The sequence below is a fragment of the Luteimonas dalianensis genome, from assembly GCF_049339425.1.
Classification (GTDB): Bacteria; Pseudomonadota; Gammaproteobacteria; order Xanthomonadales; family Xanthomonadaceae; genus Luteimonas; species Luteimonas dalianensis.
In genome coordinates, this window is record NZ_JBMPPO010000004.1 from 75,747 (window position 1) to 94,731 (window position 18,985).

Annotated in this window: 19 protein-coding genes; 9 read left to right on the forward strand and 10 right to left on the reverse strand. The window is 72.4% G+C overall.

Annotated features, from left to right (window positions below):
• Positions 1–23 precede the first annotated feature (23 nt).
• The 3 genes from ACOZ90_RS07010 (at position 24) to ACOZ90_RS07020 (ending at position 2,937) form a co-directional block, all read left to right on the forward strand.
• Positions 24–698, forward strand: coding sequence for a TetR/AcrR family transcriptional regulator (locus tag ACOZ90_RS07010; RefSeq protein WP_422892936.1), 675 nt, complete (start codon positions 24–26; stop codon positions 696–698).
• Positions 699–839: 141 nt separating this feature from the next.
• Positions 840–1,505: a protein-L-isoaspartate O-methyltransferase family protein gene (locus tag ACOZ90_RS07015; protein ID WP_422892937.1), complete on the forward strand. Its 666-nt coding sequence runs from the start codon at positions 840–842 to the stop codon at positions 1,503–1,505.
• 70 nt (positions 1,506–1,575) lie between these two features.
• Positions 1,576–2,937, forward strand: coding sequence for a TolC family outer membrane protein (locus ACOZ90_RS07020; protein ID WP_422892938.1), 1,362 nt, complete (start codon positions 1,576–1,578; stop codon positions 2,935–2,937).
• A 15-nt stretch (positions 2,938–2,952) separates the two neighbouring features.
• Here the strand turns inward: ACOZ90_RS07020 and waaA are convergent, their stop codons facing one another.
• Positions 2,953–4,269 (reverse strand): lipid IV(A) 3-deoxy-D-manno-octulosonic acid transferase, encoded by a 1,317-nt coding sequence (gene waaA / locus ACOZ90_RS07025; RefSeq protein ID WP_422892939.1) that lies wholly within the window; start codon positions 4,267–4,269, stop codon positions 2,953–2,955.
• A 49-nt stretch (positions 4,270–4,318) separates the two neighbouring features.
• Here waaA and lpxL point away from each other — a divergent pair, with 49 nt between their 5' ends.
• Complete coding sequence (gene lpxL, locus ACOZ90_RS07030; RefSeq protein ID WP_422892941.1) at positions 4,319–5,239, forward strand: LpxL/LpxP family Kdo(2)-lipid IV(A) lauroyl/palmitoleoyl acyltransferase; 921 nt, start codon at positions 4,319–4,321, stop codon at positions 5,237–5,239.
• A gap of 16 nt (positions 5,240–5,255) precedes the next feature.
• Here the strand turns inward: lpxL and ACOZ90_RS07035 are convergent, their stop codons facing one another.
• From ACOZ90_RS07035 to ACOZ90_RS07075, 9 genes are all read right to left on the reverse strand, one after another.
• Positions 5,256–6,596: an O-antigen ligase family protein gene (locus ACOZ90_RS07035; RefSeq protein WP_422892942.1), complete on the reverse strand. Its 1,341-nt coding sequence runs from the start codon at positions 6,594–6,596 to the stop codon at positions 5,256–5,258.
• The gene (locus ACOZ90_RS07040; protein WP_422892943.1) at positions 6,574–7,698 is read right to left on the reverse strand and encodes a glycosyltransferase; all 1,125 of its coding nucleotides are present in this window, start codon (positions 7,696–7,698) and stop codon (positions 6,574–6,576) included. Before ACOZ90_RS07040 ends, ACOZ90_RS07035 begins: the two co-directional genes overlap by 23 nt.
• Positions 7,699–7,725: 27 nt before the next feature.
• Positions 7,726–7,926, reverse strand: a complete 201-nt coding sequence (locus tag ACOZ90_RS07045; RefSeq protein WP_422892944.1) for a zinc-finger domain-containing protein — start codon at positions 7,924–7,926, stop codon at positions 7,726–7,728.
• Positions 7,927–7,997: 71 nt separating this feature from the next.
• Complete coding sequence (locus ACOZ90_RS07050; RefSeq protein WP_422892945.1) at positions 7,998–8,426, reverse strand: hypothetical protein; 429 nt, start codon at positions 8,424–8,426, stop codon at positions 7,998–8,000.
• A gap of 48 nt (positions 8,427–8,474) precedes the next feature.
• Positions 8,475–9,077, reverse strand: coding sequence for a response regulator (locus ACOZ90_RS07055; protein ID WP_422892946.1), 603 nt, complete (start codon positions 9,075–9,077; stop codon positions 8,475–8,477).
• A gap of 183 nt (positions 9,078–9,260) precedes the next feature.
• Positions 9,261–10,433 carry a sensor histidine kinase gene (locus ACOZ90_RS07060; protein WP_422892947.1) on the reverse strand — a complete coding sequence of 391 codons (1,173 nt, stop codon included), beginning with the start codon at positions 10,431–10,433 and terminating at the stop codon, positions 9,261–9,263.
• A gap of 3 nt (positions 10,434–10,436) precedes the next feature.
• The gene (locus ACOZ90_RS07065) at positions 10,437–12,281 is read right to left on the reverse strand and encodes a CIA30 family protein (protein WP_422892948.1); all 1,845 of its coding nucleotides are present in this window, start codon (positions 12,279–12,281) and stop codon (positions 10,437–10,439) included.
• A gap of 34 nt (positions 12,282–12,315) precedes the next feature.
• The gene (locus tag ACOZ90_RS07070; RefSeq protein ID WP_422892949.1) at positions 12,316–13,077 is read right to left on the reverse strand and encodes an ABC transporter permease; all 762 of its coding nucleotides are present in this window, start codon (positions 13,075–13,077) and stop codon (positions 12,316–12,318) included.
• On the reverse strand, positions 13,077–14,015 hold the full coding sequence (locus ACOZ90_RS07075; protein ID WP_422892950.1) for an ABC transporter ATP-binding protein: 939 nt from the start codon (positions 14,013–14,015) through the stop codon (positions 13,077–13,079). The genes ACOZ90_RS07070 and ACOZ90_RS07075 overlap by 1 nt, the downstream gene beginning before the upstream one ends.
• A 196-nt stretch (positions 14,016–14,211) precedes the next feature.
• On the opposite strand from ACOZ90_RS07075, the gene ACOZ90_RS07080 reads away from it, so the two are divergent.
• The 5 genes from ACOZ90_RS07080 to ACOZ90_RS07100 are packed head-to-tail and all read left to right on the forward strand — an operon-like array spanning position 14,212 to position 18,985.
• Entirely contained in the window at positions 14,212–15,438 is a 1,227-nt protein-coding gene (locus ACOZ90_RS07080; RefSeq protein WP_422892951.1) for an efflux RND transporter periplasmic adaptor subunit, read from the forward strand.
• Between the two features lie 17 nt (positions 15,439–15,455).
• Entirely contained in the window at positions 15,456–16,139 is a 684-nt protein-coding gene (locus ACOZ90_RS07085; RefSeq protein WP_422893177.1) for an ABC transporter ATP-binding protein, read from the forward strand.
• Positions 16,140–16,152: 13 nt separating this feature from the next.
• Complete coding sequence (locus ACOZ90_RS07090; protein WP_422892952.1) at positions 16,153–17,319, forward strand: ABC transporter permease; 1,167 nt, start codon at positions 16,153–16,155, stop codon at positions 17,317–17,319.
• Between the two features lie 20 nt (positions 17,320–17,339).
• Positions 17,340–18,662 carry an ABC transporter permease gene (locus ACOZ90_RS07095; protein ID WP_422892953.1) on the forward strand — a complete coding sequence of 441 codons (1,323 nt, stop codon included), beginning with the start codon at positions 17,340–17,342 and terminating at the stop codon, positions 18,660–18,662.
• Positions 18,659–18,985 (forward strand): hypothetical protein, encoded by a 327-nt coding sequence (locus ACOZ90_RS07100; RefSeq protein ID WP_422892954.1) that lies wholly within the window; start codon positions 18,659–18,661, stop codon positions 18,983–18,985. The genes ACOZ90_RS07095 and ACOZ90_RS07100 overlap by 4 nt, the downstream gene beginning before the upstream one ends.

Here is an 18,985-nt window from a genome sequence, read left to right on the forward strand (position 1 = left end):
CGGCAGGTATCATAATGGCCGTGATGATTCCCGAACCCTCCAACAAGGACGCCCGACCGGCGGCCAGCCCGGGCCGGCCCAAGGATCCCGCCAAGCGCGCCGCGATCCTGGAGGCGGCCGAGCGCATGTTCCTGGAGCACGGCTTCGAGGGCGCGAGCATGGATCAGATCGCCGCCGCGGCGGGGGTCTCCAAGCTCACCGTGTACAGCCACTTCGGCGACAAGGACGCGCTTTTCACCGCGGCCGCCAGGGCCTGGTGCGAGCAGCAGATGCCCGGTTCGGTGTTCGAACGGGCCCCGCACCTGCCGGTGCGCGAGCGCCTGGAGGACATCGCCGGCGCCTACTTCGCCATGATCTGCGCGCCCGAGGCCGTCGCCGGCCACCGCCTGCTGTGCTCGCCGCAGATGGTCGGCAAGCAGCTGGCGCGGCTGTTCTGGGAGGCCGGGCCGCAGCGGGTGCAGGACGAGTTCGCGCGCTTCCTGGAGCGCCGGATCGCCGCCGGAGACCTGGAAATCGACGACGTGCAGCGCGCGGCCGGGCAGTTTTTCGCCCTGGTCAGGGGCGATCTGCATTCGCGCCTGGTGTTCGACTGCGACGACGAGCCGCGGGCCGGCTGCAGGGAGCAGGCGGACGCGCACCTGGAGGCGGCGGTGGGCATGTTCCTGCGCGCCTACGGGGCGCGGAAGCCGGCGCCATGAGCACGCGCCCCGCCCCGGCCATGCCCACCGGCCCGGTGACTTCCGGCACTCAGCCTGCCGCGGCCGCGGCGGCGATGCTGTATCCGGCGCAGCCGCGCCCGTCCCGGTAAACTTGCGAACCCCGCGATCGAGACCGCAACAATGACGATTGACTACGCCAAAGCCCGCCACGCCATGGTCGAACAGCAGGTCCGCCCCTGGTGGGTGCTGGATCCGCGCGTGCTCGATGTGCTGGGCAGGCTGCCGCGGGAGGAGTTCGTGCCCGAGGCCTACCGCGCGGTGGCCTACGCCGACCTGGAAATCCCGCTCGGCCACGGCCAGCGCATGCTCAAGCCGGTCGTCGTCGGGCGCGCCCTGCACAACCTGCTTGTCCAGGATGGCGAGGAAGTGCTGGAAATCGGCACCGGCAGCGGCTACGTCAGCGCCTGCCTGGGCGAACTGGGCCGCGACGTGCTCAGCCTGGAGCGCGTGCCGGAGCTGGCCGAGGCCGCACGCGAGCGCCTGCGCGCGCTGGGCGTGGCCAACGTGACGGTCGAGAACGCCGACGCGTTCAGCTGGGACACCCGGCGCCGCTTCGACGCGATTTTCGTCACCGATGCCGTCGACCAGGTGCCAGCGCGGTTCCTGCAGTGGCTCAAGCCGGACGGGCGGATGTTCATCGTCCGCGGCCGCGCCCCGGTGATGGAAGCGGTGCTGGTGCAGCCGGGCGAAGGCGGCGACGTCAACGCAAGCCGCACCCGGTCGTTGTTCGATACCGAGCTTGGCTACCTGGCCGGCGCCGAGCCGGCCGCCGAATTCCAGCTGTAGCCGCCAAACCCGCCCCCCGGGGCCAACACTCCCCGGTCCCGGGCCGTACGGAAACCACAAGGATCTCCCCATGCTGCGCCGTCTCCCCCTCGCACTCGCCCTTTCCCTCGCCGCGCTGCCGGCGGCCGTGCAGGCCCAGGATCTGATGCAGGCCTATGAAATGGCCCGCACCGGCGATCCTGTGCTGTCGATCTCCGAGTCCCAGCGCGACATCTCCCGCGAAGGCCGGGTGCAGGCGCGCGCGCAGCTGCTGCCCTCACTCAGCGGCAGCGCCTCGATCAACCGCGACTACGTGGCCGGCGCCTCCGGGGACTCGCGCAGCCGGCGATGGGGCGTGGGCCTGCAGCAGACCGTGTTCGACCTGGGCCAGATTGCCAACTACCGCGCCCAGCGCGAGCTGGACGCCGGCGCGAGCTACAACCTGGAAGCCGCCAACGACGAGCTGATCACCCGCACCTCGGCCGCGTACTTCGACGTGCTGGTGGCGATCGAGACCCTGGCCGCCGCGGTGGCCGCCGAGGAGGCGCTGCAGGGCCAGTACGACTTCGCCGACCGCAGGCTGGAGGTCGGCCTGGCGCCGATCACCGACGTGCACGAAGCGCGCGCGCAGTACGACACCGCCCGCGCCAACGTGCTGCTGGCCCGCAACGCGCTGGAAGACGCCTACCAGGCGCTGGCCGAGATCACCGGCCAGCCGGTTCGCCAGCTGCGCGCGCTGCCCGAGGACTTCCAGCCCAGCCTGCCCGCCGACGGCGGCGTCGACGACTGGGTGGCCACCGCGTTCGCGCAGAACCCGACCCTGCGCGCGGCCGAGTACGACACCCGGGCCGCGGCCCACGGCGTGACCGCCGCCCGCGCCCAGCACCTGCCGCGCATCACCCTGGGCGCCGACTACGGCAACTCCTCGCAGTGGGGCGACCTCAACACTGGCGACGTGCCCGGCCAGCCGGGCAGCAGCGGCAGCGAGGGCTACGGCGTTGGCCTGAGCCTGACCGTGCCGCTGTTCGCCGGCGGCGCGATCCGCTCCGGCGTGCGCCAGGCGATCGCCCAGCGCGACATCTCCGAAGACCAGCTGGAAGCCACCCGCCGCTCGCTGGAGCGCAGCACCCGCGCCGCCTACAACGCGGTGGTGGCCGGCGTGAGCGAAGTCGAGGCGCGCCGCCAGGCGGTGGTCTCGGCGCGCAGCGCGTACGAGGCTTCGCAGGTCGGGCTGGAAGTGGGTACCCGCACCGTGGTCGACGTGCTGATCAACCAGCAGAACCTGTTCAACGCCGAAAGCGACCTGGCCCTGGCCCGCTACCGGTTCCTGCAGAGCCGGCTGCTGCTGGCCCAGGCCGCCGGCACCCTGGACATCGGCAACCTGCAGGCGATCAACAGCCTGCTGACCGTGGCCGCCGACTCGCACCTGGAACAGCCGGACGCGGAACAGTAATCCACGGCGTCGGCGTCAGGCCCGTCCGGGCCCCGGCGCCGACGATTCGGGCAGATCCGGCGCGACCACCGCGAGCGTGCGCTCGACCGCGCCGCGGCCTTCGATGACCAGCTTCAGGGCGGCGGCGGCCATGCGCTCGCGCCGCTCGGGGCCGGCCAGCAGTGCCTCCACCTCCCTACCCACCGCGCCGGCATCGCGGCCCACGCACAGCGCATCCACTTCGCGCAGGCGGCGGGCGATGTCGGCGAAGTTGTGCAGGTGCGGCCCGGTGACCATCGCGGTTCCGATGGCCGCCGGCTCCAGCAGGTTGTGGCCGCCGATCTCCTGCAGGCTGCCGCCCACGAAGGCGACGTCGGCGCAGGCGTAGAAACGGGTCAGCTCACCCAGGGTATCGATCACGAATACGGCGTCGTCGGCGTCGGGCTCGCGCGTGAGGGTGCGGGTGGCGGTGCGCATGCCTGCATCCACCGCCTGCTGGGTGGCGGCGCGGAAGCGTTCGGGATGGCGCGGCGCCCACAGCAGCAGCAGATCGGGCCAGCGCCGGCGCAGGCGGGCATGGATCTCCAGCACCGGCGCCTCCTCGTCCACGTGGGTGCTGGCGGCGATCCACACCGGCCGCGGGCCCGCACGCTCGCGGAAGGCCCGGGCGAAGGCTTCCACCTCCGGATCCGCGGCGATGTCGTATTTGAGGTTCCCGGTCACGGCGACCTGGTCTTCGCGCGCGCCCAGGCGCCGGAAGCGCCGCGCATCCTCGGGCGACTGCGCGGCGATCCTGCGGGTGGTGCGCAGGGCGCGGCCCACCAGCGGCCGCAGCGCGCGGTAGCCGCGCAGCGAGCGCGCCGACAGCCGGGCGTTGACGATGTACACCGGCACGCCGTGGTCGCGGCAGCAGAACAGCAGGTTCGGCCACAGCTCGGTCTCCACGATCAGCCCGAGCCGGGGCTGGAAATGATCCAGGAAGCGTTCCACCGCGCCGGACAGGTCATAGGGCAGGTACGCGTGCTCCACCCGGTCGCCCCACAGGCTGGACACGCGCGCCGAACCGGTGGGGGTGATGGTGGTGACCAGCAGGCGCATGCCCGGGCGCAGCGCAAGCAGCGCATCCACCAGCGGCGCGGCGGCGTTGACCTCGCCCACCGACACCGCATGCACCCACAGGGTGGCGCGGTGCGGTTCATCCGCGTACGAGGCGTAGCGCTCCCCCCAGCGGTGGAGGTATTCCACCTGGCGGAACCCGCGCCAGATCAGGTGGTACACCGTCACCGGCACCAGTACGTACAGCGCGGCCGAGTACAGGCCGCGCAGCAGGCGTTCGGTCAGGGCTTCGCGCATCGCGCAAGGATACCCGTTGCCCACCGCCGCGGCCCTCTACAATCTGCGCATGACCACGCCCGCTCCCTTCCCCCGGCCGCCGCTTGCGCCACGCCACTGGCCGACCTGGCTGGGCATCGGGCTGATGGCCGCCGCGGCACGGATACCGTGGCCGCTGCAGCGCGGGCTCGGGCGGGCGCTGGGCAGCCTGCTGCGCGTGCTGCTGGGCAGCCGCCGCCGCATCGCCGTGCGCAACCTGCAGCTGTGCTTCCCGGAGCTGGACGACGACGCCCGCGGGCGCCTGCTGCGCGGGCACTTCCACGCGCTGGGCATCGGCCTGTTCGAGTTCGCGCGGGCGTGGTGGGGATCGGTGGCGCCGCTGCGGCGCGGGCTGGTGGTGGAAGGCCTGGAGCACATGCAGGCCGCGCGCGCGGACGGGCGCGGGGTGATCGTGGTGTCCGGCCACTTCACCACCCTGGAGGTCTGCGGACGGCTGATGTGCGACCACGTGCCGCTGGCCGGCATGTACCGGCCGCACTCGGAGCCGGCGATGGAATGGGCGGTGCGCCGCGGGCGCGCGCGCTATGCGGCGGCGATGTTTCCCAAACAGGATCTGCGCGGCAGCGTGCGCCATCTCAAGCGCGGCGGGCTGCTGTGGTACGCACCCGACCAGGATCCCAGCCGCGGCGACGCGGTCTACGTGCCGTTCTTCGGCCAGCCCGCGCACAGCCTGACCTCCACCCACCAGCTGGCGCGCATGTCGGGGGCGGCGGTGCTGCTGTTCCGGCACCGGCGCCGGGACGATGGCGGCTACACGCTGAGCCTGTCGCCGGCATTCGAAGAGTTTCCGTCACGCGACGCGACGGCGGATACCGCGCGGGTGATGGCGGGCATCGAGGACATGGCGCGTGCGGCCCCCGCGCAGTACCTGTGGATCCACCGCCGCTTCAAGCGCCGTCCAGACGGCGGGGACGTCTACGCCCCGCGGTAGACCGCGCCGTGCGCGCCTATCCCGGGTCGGATCCGGGTTCTTCGCGGGCGAGCAGGCTGCCGGCGTACAGCGCGGCCAGCATCAGGGTCAGGCCGCCCCAGAACGTCGAATAGAACGCCAGGTGAGTGTTGAGCGGGAACACCGTCACCGCCAGCGCCAGCATCGCCGGACGCGCCCGCTCGCGGGCCGCCCTGTCGGAGAACCGCCAGGCGCGCCAGGCCAGCGCCGCCCCGGCCAGCCACAGCAGCAGGCCGAGGATGCCGGTTTCACTGAGCACCTCCAGCACGATCTGGTGCGCGTGCAGGGCCGGGCCGTCACCCCAGGCGGGCGCGTGCTCCGGCACCGGATCGCACTCCGGCCAGGCGGCGCGGAAGCCGCGCACGCCCACGCCGTTGACAGGGCTTTCGCGCACCATGCACAGCGCCCCTTCCCAGATCCGCAGGCGCCCGGACAGCGCGATGTCCACGCCCGACTCGTCGGCGGTGGCCAGCTGCGCGGTGCGCTCCACCCGCTCACGCACCTCCGGCGAGCCCAGGGTCAGCGCCACCAGCACCGCCGCGCCGGCGGCAAACACCAGCAGCATCCGCTTCCAGCCCAGCAGTCCCCAGCCGGAAAACACCAGCACCAGCGCGAACGTGATCCACGAAGCCCGCGCACCGGCCAGCAGCACCGCCAGCCCGACCGCCGCGGCCACCACCACCCATCCCACGGTGCCCCAGCGCCGCGCCACCGGGAACAGCAGGAACGGCGACAGGCTGGCCAGCACCAGCCCGATCTTCAGGTTGCAGGGCCCGAGCACCCCGCCCAGGCGATCGGCCGCCTCGACATCCTCCGCCGAGCACATGGGCCCGCCGCTGATGAGCTGCTTGAGCTGATCGATGCCGAAGAACAGCGGGCTGGTGCCCGCGAATGCCTCGGCCAGCGCGTCCACCGTCCACACCGCCACGATCACCGCCAGGCCGATGAAGGTGATCCGCCGCCCGCGGGCATTGGCCACCGACGAGGCCACCAGCCACAGGAACGGCAGGTAGCGGATGTCCACCAGCGCCTCGCGCATCGCCCGCGGGCCGTCCACCGCGCCCACCACCGAGAACACCTCCGGCAGCCAGTAGGCGCAGAACAGCACCGTGGTCAGCGCCCACGCCTGCACACTGAGCAGCGCGGAGCCGTTGGCGAAGCGCGCGCGCAGCAGCAGCACGATCGCCACCAGCGCGCCCAGCACCATCACCCCCTCGGCGTAGCCGGGCGCGGGCCACAGCGCCACGAAGGCGAGTACGAAATGCGGCGACCAGCGCCAGCCAGGCGCGGCCGCGCCGGATCCAGCGGCGGTCGAATCAGCGGCGGTCGAATTCGTCATATACGGCAAGCGTGGCGTCCTGCATCGCGGACAGGGTATAGGGGATCGCGGCGGGTGGCGCGGGTGGGTCGCGCAGAAGATCCAGCGCGCGCGCGGCAAGCGCCTGCCGGTCGAACGCGGCCACGGCGCCGGACGGCTGCAGTTCGCGCAGCAGCTCGCCCACCCCGCCGTGGCTCCAGCCCAGCACCGGGCGGCCCACCGACAGCGCCTCCAGCACGGTGCGGCCGAACGCCTCGGGCTTGCGCGACAGCTGCAGGATCAGGTCGCTGGCGGCATAGGCCTCGGCAATCCGCGCGGTGGGCGGGGTCATCGCCAGGGCGCCGGACACGCCCAGCTGCGCGGCCTGGTGTCCCAGCTCTTCCAGATAGCGCTCGCGCCCCGGTTCGCGCGCGCCCGGCATCCACAGCCGCGCATCGGATCCCTGCGAGCGCAGCGATGCCAGCAGCGCCAGCGCGTCGGCGTGGCCCTTGAGCCGGGTGCCGCGGCCGGGCAGCAGAATCAGCGGGCCGCTTCCTCCCAGCTGCGGGTGTTCTTCGGCCGCACGCGCCCGCGCCTCGCGATCCGGGGCCGGCCGACGCGGGAACGCCGCCGGATCGATCCCGCGCGCAATCACCCGCAGCCGCTCCGGATCCGTCTGCGGATAGTGTTCAAGCACGTAGTCGCGAACAGTTCCGGACACGCAGATGGCCCGCTCGCCGCGGGCCATGATCGCGCTGTAGCGCGAGGGCGAGTTGAGTCCGTGCACGGTGGTGACGAAGCGCGGACGCCGCGCCTGCGCGATCCCCTGCAGCGCGCGCCAGCCGATCCAGGCCGGCAGCCGCGAGCGGGCGTGGACGATGTCCGCATCCAGCTCCAGCAGCAGCCGGCGCAGCCGCGGCACGTGGCGGAAGGTGAGCGGCGACTTGCGGCCAATCTCCAGGGCCACATGTTCGGCGCCCGTCGCCTGCAGCGCCGGCAGCAGGCGGCCTCCGGCCGACACCACCACCGCGCGATGGCCGGCCGCGGCCAGCGCCTGGGCGATCTCAATCGTGGAACGCTCCACCCCACCGGACTCCAGGGCCGGCAGCAGCTGGACGATGGTCAGGCGCTGGCGGCCGGGCATGGCGGAATCCTTCCGCGCGGCCGCGGCTCAGTCCACCAGGACGAAATGGGCGCTGCAGTACGGGCAGTCGGTCTCGCCGCCGTCCTTCTCGATCGGCAGGTAGACGCGCGGATGCGAGTTCCACAGCGCCATCGACGGCAGCGGGCAGCTCAGCGGCAGGTCGCCGCGGCGAACCTCGTAGGTCTGGCGGGCGTTGGCCTGCTCGGATTGGGCGGGGACAGCGGACATGGCGGGATACGCGTGGATGAACCAGCCGCCAGTTTACCCCCTCCACCGCCCGCGGGGACGGCTGGCCGGCTTCAGCCGAGCCAGCCCCGGGCCGCGGCACGGCGCGCGTACCCGAACAGGAACGCGGCAATCGCGATCAGCAGGATCCCCAGCGGCAGCCCGGCCGCCCCGGAGATCTCCCACGCCGGCGTGTGCACGTACACGCCCACCATGTTGGCGACCACCGCCAACAGCGACGCGCCGAACGCCACCACCGCCCAGCGCTTGCGCAGCAGCAGGCCAAAGGCACCCAGCGTTCCCCCGAACACGCCCACCGCGTAGGCCACGGTCAGCCACGGCGGCATCGCCTCGTAGACCATCCGCCGCTCCTCCGGCATCGCCGCGACCTGCTCGGCGGTCAGCCCGGTCTGCATGATGAACATCACCACGCCCACCAGGTTCCAGAACAGCGCCAGCCAGCCGATCACGCGCAGGCTCGCGGGTGTGCTTGAAGTCGTCATCGCTGCATCCCCGGTTGAATGGCGGCAGTGTACCGCCGCCGGGGCCGGCTACAGCCAGCCCTTCTGCCGCGCCAGCCGATGCGCCTCGATCCGGTTGCCCACGCCGAGCTTGCCGATCGCCTCGGACAGGTAGTTGCGCACCGTGCCCTGGGAAAGATTCAGCTGCGCCGCGATCTCACCCGCCGAACGCCCCTCCCCGGCCAGCCGCAGCACCTGGCGCTCGCGGTCGTTGAGCGGATCCGCCTCCGACCACGCCTCCAGCGCAAGCTGCGGATCGATCGCCTTGCCCCCGTCGTGGACCTTGCGCAGGGCCGCCGCCAGCTCCTCGGACGGCGCGTCCTTGAGCAGGTAGCCCGACACCCCGGCATCCAGCGCCCGCCGCAGGTAGCCGGCGCGGGCGAACGTGGTCACGATCACCACCTTCACCGCCAGCCCGTGGCGCTGTATGCGCTGGGCCAGCTCCAGCCCGGTCAGGCCGGGCATCTCGATGTCGGTCACCAGCAGATCCGGCCCCAGCCGCTGCACCTCGCGCCAAGCCGCCTCGCCGTCGGCGCAGGCGCCAAGCACCTCGATGTCGGGCTCAAGGCCCAGCAGCGCCGACAGCGCGCCCCGCACCATCGCCTGGTCCTCTGCAAGCAGGATCCGGATCATCCCCGAACGCTACCAGAAGCCGGTGTGACCCCAGCTTCTCCGCCGCGACAACGAGGGGCCGGTGGGATGGCCCCTGGCGGGACTGTCGGCGCCATGGACGGCGCCGACAAGCGAACATGGACGTACTTGCCTGCGTGTCCCGCCAGGGGCCATCCCACCGGCCCGCCCGCACAGCACGAAGACTCAAGTCGCCGGGAGATCATCGTTCGCCGCCAGCGGCAACCGCGCCTCGATCCGGGTACCGCCGTCAGAACCCGGGCCGACCCGCAGGCTGCCGCGCGCCGCCTCCAGCCGCTCGCGCATGCCCGACAGCCCGTTGCCCGGCACGATCGCGCCGCCGCGGCCGTCATCCTCGACCAGCAGCACCGCCTCCCCGCCCTCGACCGAAAAGCTCACCCGCGCCGAACGCGCCCGCGCGTGGCGCTGGATATTGGTCACCGCCTCGCGCACCGTCAGCGCCAGCGCCGACTCCACCCCGGGCGGCAGCGCCGAACCATCACCGCCCTCGCCGATCTCGTAGCCGAACGCCACCCCGTCCGTCTCCAGCAGCAGCCGCGCCGAAGCCAGCTCCGCCGCCAGCCCCGCCGCCCGGATGCCGCTGACCGCGCGCCGCACCTGATCCAGCGCCTGGCGGGCCCCGCCCGCCACCTCCTCGATCTCGCGCCGCGCCGCCGCCGGATCGCGCTTCACCAGGCGCGCCGCCAGATCCGACTTCAGCGCCACCATCGACAGCGTGTGCCCCAGCAGGTCATGCAGGTCGCGGCCGATGCGCTCGCGCTCGGCCGTGGCCGCCAGCCGCCGCACTTCCTCCTGCGACAGCTTGAGCGCCGCGTCCTTGATCTGGTTGAGGTTCTCGACCTGCACCACCGTGGCAACGATCAGCGTCACCAGCGGCATCCACACCACCGTCTGCCACGGATACCCCAGCACGATCGCGTAGCCGACGAAGGCCAGCCCCAGCAGCAGCACCTGCGCCACCGCCGCCCATATCCGCCCGCGCCCGTCCATGTGCAGGAACACGCAGCCGAACACGAAGTACGACATGCCCGACGGATACCACGGCAGCAGCACCACGCACAGCGCGATCATCGCCGCCGCGTAGCGCCAGGCGCTGCGCGCCGGGGCGGCCAGCACGCGCGTGTACAGCAGCACGAACAGCGGATACGACACCGCCGTCAGCAGCCACCAGCGGGCGTTGTAGCCGCCCGGCGAGAACGCCGGGGTGATAAACACCCACGCCGACCACAGCAGGTGCACCAGATCCGTCCAGGGCGATCGGCCCTGGCGCACCGACCAGGCGATGGCCGAGTCAGGGGCCGGCGACAGCCAGCGCATCAGGGTATCGGTCGCCCTCATCGGTCAGCGCAGCTCCACGCGGTCGAGGAAGAATTCGAAGCTTCCAGCCGGCTGGCCGGCGGTGAAGGCGATGCCGCGCAGCTGTGAAAGATCCGCACCGGGAAAGTCCGCAAGCGCCAGCCTGACCTCGGCCCACTCCGGCCCGGCCTGGAAGGCCAGCGTGCTCGGCACGGACTGCATCGACGGCCCGGAGAACAGCATCGCGCTGTAGCTGCGGCCGTCACCGCGCACCTGGAACACCAGCTCCGTGCGCGCGGAAAAATCCACCGGCTGCATCGGCTCGGCGGCCGGGAAGAAGATCATCCCGGCCCAGGGAAACGGGAACCCGGCCCGGATCTCACCGGCCACCGCGAGCGCCCCGGCCGAGCCGGCCGCGCCGCCTTCCACCAGCCGATGTTCGACCGTAGAAGCGCCCCCGGCCATCTGGTCGGTGGTGGGCTGCCAGCTTCCGAACGCCGCGCCGAACGTGCCGTCCTCGAAGTCGCCAACCAAGGTCTGCGCGGGCGCGGCCTGCGCCTCGACCACGCCGGCGGCCGGGTCGCGCTCGACCGGGTAGCCGTTCTTCCACACCTGGGCGATCGTACGCGTCGCGGTGATGTCGGCCAGCGGATCGCCGTCCACCAGCACCAGGTCGGCGCGCATGCCCGGCGCGACGTGGCCGCGGCCTTCAACGCCGAAGCGCGCGGCCGGCAGCGACGTGGCCGCGGCCAGCGCCTGCGCCGGCGACAGCCCGGCGCCCACCAGCAGCTCCAGCTCCGCGTGCAGGCTCGCGCCGTGCGCGGTGCCGGGATTGGGCGCATCGCTGCCGGCGAGGATGGTCACCCCGGCGGCATGCAGCGCGCGCACGCTGGCGATGGCCCGATCCAGCCTGTCGTTGGCCGGGACGCCGGGGATCACCGCGCCCAGCGTCGCGCGCTGTTCGGCGGTGAGCAACGACCCCACCCGCGGATCGGCCGCCAGCGCATCGCCGTGGCCGGCGTTGGCGAACGAGGCCACCACCGCCAGGGTCGGCGTCACGAACACGTCGGCCGCAGCCGCCGCCTCGATGAAGTCCCGGTCGGCCACCTCGTCGGCGAAGACGTGCACCAGCCCGTCCACCCCGGACGCCACCGCATGGCGCGCGTCTTCCTGCGTGGACACGTGGGCCACCGCGATCCGGTCGCGGGCGTGGGCGGCGGCGATCACCGCCGACACCTGCGCGGGCGCCAGAGTCGGCAGCGTCGGTGCGCCGGGATAGGCGCTCAGGTCTTCGACGATGAGCTTGATGAAGTCCGCGCCTTCATCGACCCGCGCGCCGATGAAGGCGTCGATATCGGTATCCGCGTCCACCGCCGGCACCGGGAAGCCGTACTGGGTGCCGTGCCCGCCGGGCGCGGTGATGGCATACCCGGACGCCCACAGGTCGGCCTGGCCGGTGTCGGCCAGCGATTCGCGCTGCTCGCGCAGCGCCGGCAGGCGGTCGGCCATGCCGTGCATGTCGAAGGCGGTGGTGACGCCGAAGCGCGCCGCGTCGCGCTGGGCGTCGCCCCAGGCGTGCACGTGGGCGTCGATCAGCCCGGGCAGCAGGGTCTTGCCGGCGCCGTCCACCACCGGCAGGCCGTCGGGCACCGCGGCATCGGCAGCCACCGCTTCCACCACGCCGTCGCGCACCACCACCGTGGCCACGCCCAGGTCGCGCTCGCCGTCGAACACGCGCGCGCCGCGGATGGCGAAGCTGTTGCCGTCCGTCCCGGCGGCCGGCTCGCCTGCCTCCCCGGAGCGGTCGCCGGCGGTGCCCTGCAGGGCGACCGCCAGGCCGAGCGTCGCGGCCAGGGCGGTGAAGGCGAGGATTTCAGGGAGTCGTTTCATGATCCGCTACTCCAGCAAGGTCGTTCGAGAGGAATCAGCCCGCCGCGGCAAGCCGCCGCCGCGCGAGCACGAAGAACACCGTGGTCACCACCGCCAGCACCCCCAGGTGCAGCCACGCGCTGCCGCCGGCGTCGTGCCCCACCACTTTCATCGCGACCTGGCCCAGATGATAGGCCGGCCAGACCGGCGCCAACCGGGTGAAGACATCGGGCAGCACCGACAGCGGCATCCACAGCCCGGACAGGAACGCCATCGGCAGGAACAGGATGTTGACCACCGCAACTGCGGCGTTACCGCCGACCAGGCTGCCGATGTACAGGCCCAGCGCGCAGAACGGCAGCACGCCAGCCACGTTGACGGCGAACAGCGCCAGCCACTGCCACGGCGCCAGCGCCACCCCGCCCAGCGTGGAGGCCAGCAACGCCAGCAGCAGGGAGATCACGGCCGCGAACGCCATCGCCGCGACCATCTTCGCCAGCAGCCACGCGCCGGGCGGCGCCGGCAGCGCGCGCTTGAGCCGCAGCAGCCCGCGCTCGCGGTCGTGCGCGATCCCCGCGCCGAAGCCGAACAGCGCCGCACCCATGATCCCGAACACGCCATAGCCGGCCAGCATGTATTCCGCCGCCGCGCTGCTGCGCGAGAGCAGCACCCCGAACAGCAGGTAGAACGCGGTCGGAAACAGCAGCGTGGGCAGCACGAAGGCCGGCTCGCGCACCTGGCGCAGCAGTTCGTACCGGGCTTCGAGCAGGTAGCAGCGCCACGCGCGGAAAGATGGGGCTTGGGCGACGGCGTTCATCAGGCGGCTTCCTGTTCACTGGTGATGTGGATGAAGGCATCTGCCAGGCCGGCGCGCAGCACCTCCAGATCCTGCAGCGTCGGGTCGGCGTCAAGCAGGCGGCGGACCACCGGCTCGGCGGCTTCGGCGACGATCTCGATCCGGTCGCCGTCGCGGGTGGCCGCGCGCACCCCGGGCCAGCCCAGCACCTGCGCTTCCTGCAGCACCGAAACGCAGCGGATGCGGCGCTGGGCGACGTGGGCACGGATCTGACCGACGCTGCCTTCTGCGACCACCCGGCCGCGATCCAGGACCACCACCCGATCCGACAGCGCCTCGGCCTCTTCCAGGTAATGGGTCGTGAGCAGTACGCCGCAGCCTTCGGCGACCAGCGCGCGCATCGCCTGCCACAGCCGCTGGCGGATCTGGATGTCCAGGCCGGTGGTGGGCTCGTCCAGGAACAGCAGCCGCGGCCGGCCGCAGACCGCCAGCGCGAACTGCACCCGCCGCTGCTGGCCGCCGGACAGCTTGTCGTAGCGGCGCTCCAGCAGGCCCTCCAGCCCGGCCAGGGCCACGCAGTCGTCGACGCTGCGCGGACGCGGGTAGTAGCTGCGGGTCAGGCGCAGCAGCTCGCCCACCCTCAGGTCATCCTGGACGCCGCCGTCCTGCAGCATCACCCCGGTCTGGCGGCGCGCGGCCAGCGCACCCGGCGCCTGGCCGAACAGCCGGGCCTGGCCGGAGTCGGCCTGCAGCAGGCCCAGCATCAGGCCGATCGCGGTGCTCTTGCCAGCGCCGTTGGCGCCAAGCAGCGAAACCACTTCGCCGGGATGCACCGCAAGGTCGACCGCATCCAGGGCGACCACCTCGCCGTAGCGTTTGCGGGCCGCCTGCAGGCACGCCAGAGGAGCGTGCGCGGATGCGGGCGGGGCGTCGTTACGAAGCGGCGTGATCGTGTCCATGGCGCCATCCTGCGCCCCGGCCGGGCCCGGCGGCAGTCGCGATGGTCAGCCATCGCAGGTGACAGGTGTCACGTGACGCGAACCGGCTGCGGATCCAGACTGGCCGGGCCGGGTGCTGCCGCCGGCAACCAACCGCCGGCTGTGGCCGGCGGCTCCCCCTGTCACAATCGGGGCATCCGTACCCACTGCCGAGCCGATGAACAACAAAGCCGAACTGCTCAGGGAACTGCGCATCGACCGCAGCCCCACCCCGCCACCGTCGCGGCGGTGGCTGTGGATCACCCTGGCCGTGTTGGCTGGGCTGCTCCTGCTGGCGCTGGCCGCCTCGGCCCTGTTCGGCGGCGGCGGCGCGGCCGAGGTGCGCACGGCCCCGGTGGCCGGCGGCGCGGGCGCCGCCCCGGCCTCGGTGCTGGACGCCAGCGGCTACGTCGTCGCCCGGCGCATGGCCACCGTCTCGGCCAAAATCACCGGCCGCGTGCGCGAGGTGCTGATCGAGGAAGGCATGCAGGTCGAACAAGGCCAGGTGATGGCCACCCTGGATCCGGTGGACGCCGACGCCCAGCGCAGCCTGGCCGCCGCCCAGCTCGCCGCCGCACGCACCCAGGTCGGCAGCGTGCAGGCCCAGCTGGGCGAAGCCGAGGCCAACGCCCGCAGGCTGCAATCGCTGGTCGACCAGCGACTCGTATCGCGCGCGCAGTACGATCAGGCGGTCGCCACCCGCGACTCGCTGCGCGCCCAGCTGGCCACCGCCCAGCGCCAGGTCGACGTCGCCTCCGACCAGCTCGACATCGCCGACATCGGCGTGGACAACACCATCGTGCGCGCGCCGTTCGCCGGCGTGGTGATCGCCAAGGCCGCGCAGCCGGGCGAGATCGTCTCGCCGCTGTCGGCCGGCGGCGGCTTCACCCGCACCGGCATCGGCACCGTGGTGGACATGGATTCGCTGGAGATCGAGGTCGACGTGGGCGAGGCCTACATCGGCCGGGTTGAACCGCAAATGCCGGTGGAGGCCACGCTCAACGCCTACCCGGACTGGAAGATCCCGGCCGAGGTGATCGCGATCGTGCCCGCCGCCGACCGCGGCAAGGCCACGGTCAAGGTGCGCATCGCGCTGAAGGAAAAGGATCCGCGGATCGTGCCGGAGATGGGCGCCTCGGTGAGCTTCCTGGAGCAGCCGCGCGCGCCGGGTCACGACGAGCCGCCCAGCCTGCGGGTGCCCGCCGCGGCGGTGGCCGAACGCGACGGCGCCAGCGTGGCGTTCACCGTCGACGCGGAAGGCCAGGTGCAGCAGCGCGCCCTCGAACTGGGCGAGACCATCGGCAGCCAGCGCGAAGTCCACTCGGGCCTGGCGGCCGGCGAGAACGTGGTGCTCGACCCGCCCGCCAGCCTGGCCGACGGCGACCGGGTGCAGGTGCTGCAGTGAGCCCTCCCGCGCCGCCGCTGGTGTCGGTTCGCAACCTGGCCAAGGCCTACCGGCGCGGGCCGGAGACGGTCGAGGTGCTGCACGGACTGGATCTGGAAATCGCCGAGGGCGACTTCGTGGCGCTGATGGGCCCATCCGGCTCCGGCAAATCCACCCTGCTGAACCTGATCGGCGGACTGGACACGCCGACCGCGGGCGAGATCGAAGTGGCCGGCGAGCGCATCGACCGGATGGGCCCCGGCCAGCTCGCCGCCTGGCGCAGCCACCACGTCGGCTACGTGTTCCAGTTCTACAACCTGATGCCGGCGCTGAGCGCGCTCAAGAACGTGGAGCTGCCGCTGCTGCTGACCCGCCTCAGCGGCGCCGAGCGCAGGCGGCGCGCACAGATCGCCCTGGCCCTGGTGGATCTGGCCGACCGCACGAAGCACAGGCCCAACGAGCTGTCCGGCGGCCAGCAGCAGCGGGTGGCGATCGCCCGCGCCATCGTCTCCGACCCGACCCTGCTGATCTGCGACGAGCCCACCGGCGACCTGGACCGGCAGTCGGCCGAAGAGATCCTGGGCCTGCTGCAGGAACTCAACCGCGAGCACGGCAAGACCATCGTCATGGTCACCCACGACCCCAAGGCCGCCGACCACGCCTCGCACACCCTGCACCTGGACAAGGGCGTGCTGGTCGAACAGCCCGCGCACGCGGTGTGACCGGGACGCCGGCATGAAGTACCTGCACTTGGTCTGGGCATCGCTGTTCCGGCGCAAGGCGCGGACCTTTCTGACCCTGGCCTCGATCATGGCCGCGTTCCTGCTGTTCGGGCTGCTCGACGGCATCCGCACCGCGTTCGTGCAGATCGGCCAGAGCGCAGAGGGCGCCCAGCGCCTGCAGACCAGCTCGCGGCTTTCCTTCATGGACACCCTGCCGCTGGCGCTGCGCCAGCGCATCGGCCAGGTCGACGGCGTGGTGGACGTGACCTGGGCCAACTGGTTCCTGGCCACCTACCAGGGCCCGCGCAACCAGGTCTTCGCCTTCGCGGTGGCGGACAATTACCTGGATCTCTACCCCGAGTACGCGGCCTCGCGCGAGGCCCGCGAGGGCTTCGCCCGCACCCGCACCGGGATCCTGGTCGGCAGGGACACTGCGGCCCGGTACGACTGGGAAGTCGGTGACCGTATCCCGCTGCTGTCGTCGATCTACCCCAACAGCGACGGCAGCATGGACTGGGAATTCGACGTGGTTGGCATCCTCAGCCCCGCCGACGGCGCCGACTACCCGCTGGCCAACGCGGTGATCCTGATGCGCTACGACTATTTCGAGGAGTCCACGCCCTACGTCAGCGGCGACGTGGGCTGGTACATCTCGCGGGTGGCCGACGTGCACCAGTCCGACCGCATCGCCCGCGACATCGACGCGCTGTCGGCCAACTCGCGCCACGAGACCCGCAGCATGAGCGAGCAGGCGGCGATGGCCTCGCAGGTGCGGCAGATGGCCGACATCGGCCTGATCGTGGGCTCGATCATGGGCGCGGTGTTCTTCACCCTGCTGCTGCTGACCGGCAACACCATGGCCCAAGCGGTGCGCGAGCGCACCTCGGAGATCGGCGTGCTCAAGACGCTCGGCTTCACCAGCACCAGCGTGCTGCTGATGATCCTGGCCGAGTCGGTGCTGCTGGTGGTGATCGGCGGCGTGGCCGGGCTGGGGCTGGCGATGCTGGCCGGCCCGGCGGTGGGCCAGGCCAGCGGCGGCATGATCACCCTGCCTCCGGTCGGCCCGGACAGCTGGCTGCTGGGCCTGGGGCTGATGGCCGCCATCGGCGTGATCATCGGCCTGCTGCCGGCGCTACGCGGCATGCGCCTGAACATCGTCGACGCGCTGGCGGGGCGATGAGCATGGGCAGGTCGGGCGCCATGAAGAAACTCGGCTCCATGCTCTCAGGGCTCGGGCTGGGCATGGTCGTGGTGGTTGGCCTGGCGGCGTGGATCGTCCTGCCCTGGCCGGTGCTCCTGGCGCTGGCGCTGGCGTTCTCCGGCTGGATGCTGGCCAGCCGCAGCGGCCGCCAGGCCGGCTCCGTCACCCGCGTGGGCGTGAGCACGCTGCCGCAGCGGCTGGGCGCCTCCTCGGTGGTGGTGATCGGCATCGCCGGCGTGGTGGCGGTGCTGGTGGCGCTGCTGGCGATGGCCGAGGGCTACCGGCAGACGGTGGCTTCGACCGGCGACGAGGGGACGGCCATCGTGCTGCGCGGCGGCTCGGGAGCGGAAGTGCTCTCGGTGCTCTCGCGCGAGAACGTGGTCACGATCGCGCAGATGCCGCAGGTCGCGCGCAGCGCCGACAACGTGCCGCTGGCCTCCGCGGAGCTGGTGGTGGCCGCCAGCCTCACCCGGCGCGGCACCGCCGACGAGGACGGCAGCGTGCAGCTGCGCGGGGTGGATCCGATCGCCTGGGAGGTGCGCCCGGCGATGCGGGTGGTCGAAGGGCGGGCGCTGCAGTCGGGGCGCCGCGAGCTGGTGGTCGGGCGCGGCGCCCGCCAGCAGTTTGCCGGGCTTGAGCCGGGCGGCGAAATCCGCCTGGGGCCGGATCTGTGGCAGGTGGTGGGCGTGTTCGAATCCGGCGACGCGATGGAGTCGGAGATCTGGGGCGACGCCGGGATCGTCGCCACCACCTACCGCCGCGGCAGCAGCCGCAATTCGCTGACGCTGCGGCTGGCGGATCCGGCTGTGTTCGAGGCGTTCGAAACCGCGCTCGACGACGACCCGCGGCTGGAAGTGGAGGTGGAGACCACCGCCGACTACTTCGCCCGCCAGTCCGAGGGCATGACCACGCTGCTGCGGATCATCGGCATCGTGGTCGGCTCGATCATGGCGATCGGCGCGGTGTTCGGCGCGCTCAACACCATGTTCGCCACCGTCGCCGCGCGGGCGCGAGAGATCGCCACCCTGCGCGCCATCGGCTTTGGCGGCCTGCCGGTGGTGGTGGCGGTGATGCTGGAGACGATGCTGCTGGCGGCCATCGGCGGCGCGCTGGGCGGGCTGCTGGCATGGCTGGTGTTCAACGGCTACACCGCGTCCACCCTGGCCGGCGGCGTGGGCCAGCTCACGTTCGAGTTCCAGGTCACGCCCGGGCTGCTGTGGAACGGGCTGAAGTGGGCGCTGGCGATCGGCTTCGTCGGCGGCCTGTTCCCCGCCGTGCGCGCGGCGCGTCTGCCGGTGACCACTGCGCTGAGGGCGGCATGAGCGGACGGCAGGGCAAGCTTCACGTGGATACCTCGCCCGAGGCGCTGCGGCGGCTGTCCGGCCGCGAGCTGGAGGCGCTGTACGAAGACTTCCATCGCAGCGTGTTCGCCTTCTACGACGGCATCGACGAGCTGCCGGAGGCGCGCCGCGAGGCCGCGCAGGTGGCCGCGCGCAGGCGCGCCGAACCGCTGATCGAGCAGGCCCGCGCGGTGCACAACGAGCGGCTGCGGCGGCTGCGGCTGCGGGCGCGCCGCTGGTGGATCGCCACGATCGCGATCGCCGTCCTCGGCAGCGCGGCCATCGCCTGGCTCGCCCTGCGCTGA